We start from the raw sequence: 6,903 nt of genomic DNA on the forward strand, positions 1-6,903 counted from the left end.
AGAATAGTAGAGAAAATATTTGAAAAACTTAATTATATAGTTAATGTAAATTTCAGCTTTGATTTAAGTTAAAAATATTGATGGATGAACAAGGAAACATAATAAAGGAACCATATAAAGCAGGGGAAATTGTAGGTAGAGGACCTCACACTATGATAGGTTATTTAAAGAATCCTGAAAAAACTATGGAGGCATTTAAATATGATTGGTTCCACAGCGGAGATATAGGTATGTGGGATAAAGATCATTACCTATACGTTATTGATAGGAAAAAGGATATGATAAAAACTGGTGGAGAGAACGTTTCATCAAGGGAAGTTGAAGAAGTAATATATAAGCACCCTGCAGTAAAAGAAGTTGCAGTTATAGGATTACCTGATGAGAAGTGGATTGAAAAAGTTACTGCAGTTGTTGTCTTGAAGGATAACTATGAAAAAAGTGAAGAATTAAAGAAGGAAATAATGGAATTCGCTAGAAATAACTTGGCACATTTCAAAGCACCTAAGGAAATAATATTTGTAGATTCGTTACCAAAATCACCTTCTGGAAAGATATTGAAGAGGGAATTAAGAGAGCAATTCAAATCTAGGAAAGAATTTAAAGAGAAAATGTAATTTAATAAAAATTATGGCGAATCATTTCTATCATAAATTATTATAGCTAATATTATTGGTAAAGCTATCCATATAATGCCTATTATCGTTACTAATATATAATTTATAGCAAAACTAAAACCAAAATTAAAGCCTCCCATGACTATTTCATATAAACCGTAAGGAGTTCCATACATTAGTTTTGGCATACCAGCTATAATCGCTACTATATTCATTATATTGAATAGATACAATATTAGATATAAAACTATACTTATAGCTATAAAGTTCTTCCTAACAAGAACTGCAACTAAATATAATAACGAATAAAATCCAATAGTATCTACCAAAAGCATTCCAAACATTTTTCCTATTGTGGCTAAAGATGTAGATGTATTGAGAATGTATGAAACAGTAACAGGCATTAATATGGACGTTATTAAAGATCCCATAATTAATGCAAATAAGCCTCCAATATATCTAGATATTATCAACTGTTTTTTTGTTATTGGTCTTGATGCTATAAACTCTATAGCACCATTACTCCTCAAGCTAGCTATAAATTCGTTAGTTAAAAATAAGCCCACTAATGGGAAAAACTCCGCAAAAATATATGATGCAGTTGATACTGCCGTATCTCTAATATTTGAAACCTCGAGTTGAGGAAGAACAGTTGAATATGTAAAGTTAAACTCAGGTACTTTATTAGAGCTAATATTAATAGATTGCAATAAAACTATTATATCAGGTTCGCTTAAATTTATGGGTATAGAAAACTTAGCAATTGAAAAGCCGTATATATTGCCTATATATGTATAATTTTTCGGTAATATTCCTCTCATTAAATTTTCAAGACTCTCTTGAGAATAATATACCTTATAAGAAGTTATATTATTAAAATTATTTTTAATCAAATAACTTCCAACATACAATATTGCTGATTTATTTTTTAAATTTACATTAACAACTCCAATGGAAGAAACTGAAGCAGTATAATTTATACCTGAAATTTGCAAAGTTGTAGGTGACATTATAGAGTAGCTTTTCCCTGAAGGAATTGCTAGCAAAAAATAACCACTTGAATTTGTTTCGACCCATCCGTTATTTATAAATATCTTTGCATCTTTTATGGGGTACCCTTGAGGATTCAAAGCCAAGCCTAATATTTCAGTTTGATTAGAAGTTACATTATAGGAAAGCACTACAGAATACTTAGTTATTTGTGATAAAGATACTTGACCTTCCAAATAAGCTACGCCTATACCTGCTAGAATTAATCCTATTAATAAAATTATAACCAATGGTTTGGTTATGCTCCTCTTTATATCATATTCCATAGCATAACTCATTTACTCCACCTTTTCTCCGATTAAATTTAAAAAGTATTCTTCCAGACCTCCTACTTGCTCTATTTTACTTACCTTATATCCTGCTTTAACTAACAATTCATTTATATATTCCGAAGATACTTCTCCCTTTATCTCAAACACATCATCATTTATTTTATTGACTTCACCAAATTTACTTAATACATTTAAAATATTAACATCAGGATTATTTATAGCAATTCTAATTGCTTTTTTAGATTCTTTAACTACTTCATCCATATTTTTAATTGCTAATATTTTCCCTTTGTGTATGATTATAACTCTATCAGCTATATTCTGAACTTCACTTAATATATGAGATGAAAATAAAACAGCCTTATTTTCTTTTTTGGCTCTATTAGCAAATTCTCTGAAAAATACTATACCTTGAGGATCTAATCCATTTAATACCTCATCAAATAAATAGTTAGACGGATTAGCAATCATAGAAACAGCTAAAGCAAACCTCTTCTTCATTCCCTGAGAAAATTCTTTCAATTTTTTATTTTTTGCATTAATTATTCCTGTTTCTTCAAAAAGCTTTATACCTAATTCTTCTGCCTCTTTACCTCCTATTTTGTAATATCCAGCCAAATATTTGAAATAATCAATTGCTTTAAAATTCTCTTCAAAAACTGGTAGTTCTGGAACCCATCCAATTCTTTTTGATGCTTCTACCTTATTTTTGCTTATATCAAATCCATCGATCTCTACACTACCTGTTGTTGGCTTTAAAACACCTGCAGATATTTTAATCGTTGTTGTTTTTCCTGCTCCATTTATTCCAACAAAACCTACAACTTCTCCATTATTAACATTAAATGATATATTATCCAATGCTTTAAAATCCTTGTATTTTTTTGATACATTTTTTACTTCTATCAATTTTTCACCTGATTTTAAATTTTTCTTTAGATATTTAAATTTTTCTTTAGATATATTTCAAAAAATCTATAAATAATTTATATGTTAATTCATATTCTTGATAAAATGTATGAGTTATTAAATAAATCCAAAACATACAATATTATAGATTATGATATTCTTAGTTGATGCTTCTAAGATAAAAAATATTTTTATCTTATAAATCCAATTATACCACCAACAGCTATTAATATTATTATTACATAATAGATTATAATTCTTCTTCTCGAATAAACGTTTTCTTTCATAATCTTTCTATTACTTAATATGATCCCTATTAATATTGCTGGAATAGTCACAACCAAAGGTGATAAAGAAAGCAATGTCAGAGCAAAATTTAATACTACGGAAAATTTTTTAATCATAAAAGATACTATAATGATTGCTGGAATAGATTCTAATGTATATATTTTTAACATATTTCTAAAGTTATTTTTATTTAGAGCTTCTAATAGACCCCACGAACTACTTAAAGATACCACAATTAGCGTTAAAAAAGCTGATGAAATTAACAGAATCCCAAATATATAATGTAGATATCCAAGGCTTAATATCAACTGATAAGGATCTAAAGGATTTATATCACCAATACCTGTTCCAATAATTTCTGAGAAAACAATTAAAATCTCTGTTATAATTGATCCAATTATTGTTTCATAGCTTACCCATCTGATTTTAGTTCTTTGATCCACATCAATTTTTGAATATTTAATTGCCGTCGAGGAACTTTGATAAATCAACATACAGGGAGGAGTAACCACTGCGCCAATGTTTATTGCAATATAATATAAGAAACTTTTTGATGTAGAAAAGTAAAATATACTTTCATTAAAGTATAGTTTTGGAAAAATTGCTATTGTAGAGGCTATAATTAATATTAGCGAGATTAGTATTAAAATTCTTTCAGTCAACTCGTATCTCTTAGATAGAACAATTGCTATATGTAAAGTAAAAAATATTATTAATCCTATTAATGGATTTATGCCGATTAAATAAGATCCTATTACAATACCAGTATACTCAGTTAGATATGTAAAAAAGTCAATGAAAAAAACGGGAAAAATTGCTATTATTGATACATTTTTTGAATAGTATTCTCTAATCAACTTACCAATACCGGAATTCGTTATGACTCCTATCTTCCCTGATGCTTCTTGTATAAAAAAGAGCGGAATTGATAATATTAATACAAACCAGATCATTCTATAACCGTATTGCTCTCCTGTAGATATTCCTCCAATTATGCTTGCTGCATCTGCCATCAGAGCTATCCATGCTGGTCCAAATAACTTAACAAAATCTTTAAAACTCATGATATCACATTTTTAATTGTTTTTAAATAGTCATTATTAAAAGTTTAATTCTAGTTAATAAATATTCCTATATAATACTAATTTTTAATAATTTAGGATATTATTCTTCTGAAGATATAAAAGATTCATTCTATGAAGTTCTTCATGCAAGAGACATCGAAGATCATGCATTATTATATACAGAAAACAAGTTATTGATCAACAGATGGTTTGATTCTTTAAAAATTATTGGGAAAATACCGACAACTCTTGACAATTAAAAATCAATTAATTTTATTTAATTAATTTTTAAAATATTTTGATAAATCTTTTATTATTATCAATTTTTTACCGATGCTAATAAGCATTCGCATCAGTATATAAAAATATATAATATATCAACTTACAATGTAAATATTTAATTTTTTAAAGCATAAAATTAGGATAAAAATTATGTAAATCATATTACGAATTAAAAAAATATCCCAATATGCAGTAATTGCTAAATATTAGCACAAAACAGAAATAAAGATATGTATTATATAAATTACGAATTAAACAGAAGTTACATTATCTTGAAAAATAAATAAGTTTTTAAATAAAAATAAATTATAAAATAAATTTGCTATACAATTTACTAAACGAATAATGTTTCATATTATTTATAGTTTTTGAAACAGATTCTAACGGCATAACATTGCTACTTGATACCTTTTGGATAGATTTATAATACTTTATTAAATATCCAGCAAGATTAATTGTATTATTTTGTATGGCCTCAGCATAGAAGTTTTCATTAAATCCAACACCATTAACTAAATAAATAGCCTCTAAGGATTTAGTAACAATTGCATTATTATTTGTTAGTGCAACTAAAACTGCTCCACCATACTGATTTATTATTTCTAATATACCACTGAATCCGCCAATGGCATTTAAGTTGTAATTAAAAGACTCGGTTAGATTATAGTTTCCATTGATATATGTAATTGAGTATGACGGGTTCAGGCTTATTGTGCCATTTTGCAAATATGTCGCATTAAATGGTATTATTTCTGGATTAGTAATAGGAGCCTCAAAGAAATCATAATATAGACTCACCGGATAATTAGCATTTATTGAAAGAGACGAATTGAATAAACCCTTTTCGTAAGAATACTCGCTGAATTTTTCATCTAAAAATGCATATTCATTAAAATAAGAAAATGTTTGTTTAGCTATACTTGCTCCTGATTGAGCAGACGATGCAATTTCTTTTCCATATTTATAATTCAAAATGGATGTATAGTTTATGTAATAGCTGGAACCTTCTTGATAATACATACCGGTGTATCCCGGTATTAATATCGGTTGGGTATCCATTAAATTAGATTTCATTGTTAGTATTTTTCCTGAAATTAATGGATTCGAGCTATTAACCCAAAGCATTAATACTCCCGATATATCCCATGTAAAATAAGGAGTTTGCATTAATTCCTCGGCTTGAATCAAGTTACTCACAGTAACTGATAATGTGACATTACTTCCTAAGGCCAATAATGGAGTTAAATCAATATAATATGGCATGTGGAACGATAAAGTATTAATTGATGTTAAAGGTTTCCAATAAAATAAATCAATTCCTCCAGTATAAATTGTCTCGAACGGGTTTAAGATACCGGCTAGTTCATTGTTATAATAGACTTCTATATTTCTTATAGCTGGTTCATTAGTATACCAGAATTCATCATTTTCTCCACCCTCTTCATATAATAATAGCATAGATTTTTGAGTTCCATTAGGAATTTCTATCGATTGCGTAGCAATATCATTGTTTGGATTTAATACCGTATAAGAATACCCAAAATTATTAGTAAACAATGGTATGAAATAATTAGGCAAATTATTGGGAGGTGTTCCATTGTATAAATACAATGTTACGTTTACTAAATAGTATCCTGTTATACCTATTTTAGGCACTATATAATTTGGCAAAACAATCTGGAATTCAACTGGTCCAGATAACAATTTTTCAAATAAAGTTAAATCAGCCTCTGATGTTGAGTTCAGAATCTCCTGTGTAGATCCCCAAAATATAGGTGTTCCATTAGCAAAAATATAGAATGCTCTATCATATTGAGTTCCATTATGTTCGCTTATAGATACATTCATTAATATCAGGCTGTAATTACCCTTAGGTATATTAACTATTTCAGTATAAGGTCTCATACCGCTTTCTCCAAAGTAAGCGTTTTTTGCTACATTAATCACGACTGGAGTAACGTTTGGAGGCATTATATTAAATGCTTCGAATGAATAATAACCATCATTTCCGTTTAATTTTTTAATAAGAGAAGAAGATACCGTGATGTTTGCTAGTTTGTTATTGTACAAATATTTATTATCTACTTGCATATGTCCAAATGGCGCGATACTTATTAACAATAAAGGTATTAAAATTAAAGCGGAATAAATTATTTTCTTCATTTTATCACCCTCCTCATGGCTAAAGCTATACCACCTATAATTACTCCGATTACACCAACAGTTAACCCAGAAGCTCCTACTGCATAAGATGTTGAACCTTTTTTGCTAGCAGCTAGAGCTGTGGAGTTTACTGAATTTATCATGCTTTTAAGGTTGCTTACTTCTGTAGTAAACGTTGAATTAAGGTTAGATGACACAGAGTTAATTTTGTTATTTAGTAATGTAACATTTGATAATATATAGGACTGTAGTTGAGATGAC

The 6,903-nt window shown here is 28.2% G+C and carries 6 protein-coding genes; 1 reads left to right on the top strand and 5 read right to left on the bottom strand.

Features of this window, described 5'->3' with window-relative positions:
* Positions 1-80: 80 nt before the first annotated feature.
* The gene (locus tag ACP5GV_RS01700) at positions 81-614 is read left to right on the top strand and encodes an AMP-binding enzyme (RefSeq protein ID WP_428101943.1); all 534 of its coding nucleotides are present in this window, start codon (positions 81-83) and stop codon (positions 612-614) included.
* Between the two features lie 11 nt (positions 615-625).
* Here ACP5GV_RS01700 and ACP5GV_RS01705 read toward each other — a convergent pair whose 3' ends face one another.
* From ACP5GV_RS01705 to ACP5GV_RS01725, 5 genes are all read right to left on the bottom strand, one after another.
* Positions 626-1,942 carry an ABC transporter permease gene (locus ACP5GV_RS01705; RefSeq protein WP_428089704.1) on the bottom strand — a complete coding sequence of 439 codons (1,317 nt, stop codon included), beginning with the start codon at positions 1,940-1,942 and terminating at the stop codon, positions 626-628.
* Positions 1,943-2,845: an ABC transporter ATP-binding protein gene (locus ACP5GV_RS01710; RefSeq protein ID WP_428089701.1), complete on the bottom strand. Its 903-nt coding sequence runs from the start codon at positions 2,843-2,845 to the stop codon at positions 1,943-1,945.
* 191 nt (positions 2,846-3,036) lie between these two features.
* A complete protein-coding gene (locus tag ACP5GV_RS01715; RefSeq protein ID WP_428101945.1) occupies positions 3,037-4,197 on the bottom strand; it encodes a divalent metal cation transporter in 1,161 nt (386 codons plus the stop codon).
* 588 nt (positions 4,198-4,785) lie between these two features.
* Positions 4,786-6,642: a peptide-N4-asparagine amidase gene (locus tag ACP5GV_RS01720; RefSeq protein WP_428089696.1), complete on the bottom strand. Its 1,857-nt coding sequence runs from the start codon at positions 6,640-6,642 to the stop codon at positions 4,786-4,788.
* On the bottom strand, positions 6,639-6,903 hold a 265-nt coding region (locus ACP5GV_RS01725; protein WP_428101947.1), incomplete at its 5' end, for a hypothetical protein. The genes ACP5GV_RS01725 and ACP5GV_RS01720, both read right to left, overlap by 4 nt.

Origin of the sequence: Caldisphaera sp. (genome assembly GCF_049974385.1) — an archaeon.
Classification (GTDB): Archaea; Thermoproteota; Thermoprotei_A; order Sulfolobales; family Acidilobaceae; genus Caldisphaera.

Bases quoted from the DNA above. Each gene is read 5' to 3' on its own strand.
- ACP5GV_RS01705 (WP_428089704.1), bottom strand. From the start codon at position 1,942: ATGAGTTATGCTATGGAATATGATATAAAGAGGAGCATAACCAAACCA.
- ACP5GV_RS01720 (WP_428089696.1), bottom strand. From the start codon at position 6,642: ATGAAGAAAATAATTTATTCCGCTTTAATTTTAATACCTTTATTGTTA.
- ACP5GV_RS01715 (WP_428101945.1), bottom strand. From the start codon at position 4,197: ATGAGTTTTAAAGATTTTGTTAAGTTATTTGGACCAGCATGGATAGCT.
- ACP5GV_RS01700 (WP_428101943.1), top strand. From the start codon at position 81: ATGGATGAACAAGGAAACATAATAAAGGAACCATATAAAGCAGGGGAA.